Raw genomic sequence first — 635 nt, forward strand, 5'->3', positions numbered from 1 at the left:
TCCGACGGTGCAGCAACTGGCCCCGGGCGAGACGCTGGCCGAGACGTACACGTACGTGCTGACGGACAAGGACGGAGACACGTCCACGGCGACGCTGACGATCACCATCACCGGTGCGGAAGACCTGCCAGTGGCGGTGGCCGACACCGCCACGATTGCGGAAGACACGGCCACGGTGACGGGCGGTGTGAAGACCAACGACACCAACGGTGACGGCACGCCTGCGCAGAACACGACGGCGCTGAGCGGCTCGCCCACGGGCAGCTACGGCACGGTGAGCCTGAACGCCGACGGCACGTACACCTACACGCTGGACAATGTCAACACCACGGTGCAGCAGCTGGCCCCGGGCGAGACGCTGGCGGAGACGTACACGTACGTGCTGACGGACAAGGACGGTGACACTTCGACGGCAACGCTGACGATCACGATCACGGGTACCGACGATCTGCCGGCAGCGGTCAACGACACGGTGGGCATCACCGAGGACAACGCCACGGTGACGGGCGGCGTCAAGACCAACGACACCAACGGTGACGGCACGCCGGCGCAGAACACGACGGCGCTGCAAGGCTCGCCCACGGGCAGCTTCGGCACCGTGGCTCTGAACCCGGACGGCACGTACACGTACACGC

At 66.9% G+C, this 635-nt stretch carries 1 protein-coding gene; it reads left to right on the forward strand.

Annotated elements, in window-relative coordinates; genetic code table 11:
• Positions 1 to 635 (forward strand): VCBS domain-containing protein (locus tag ACLIJ1_RS23295; protein WP_411367965.1); only part of this gene is annotated, 635 nt, incomplete at both ends.

This window comes from Hydrogenophaga sp. RWCD_12, assembly GCF_046604225.1.
Classification (GTDB): Bacteria; Pseudomonadota; Gammaproteobacteria; order Burkholderiales; family Burkholderiaceae_C; genus Hydrogenophaga.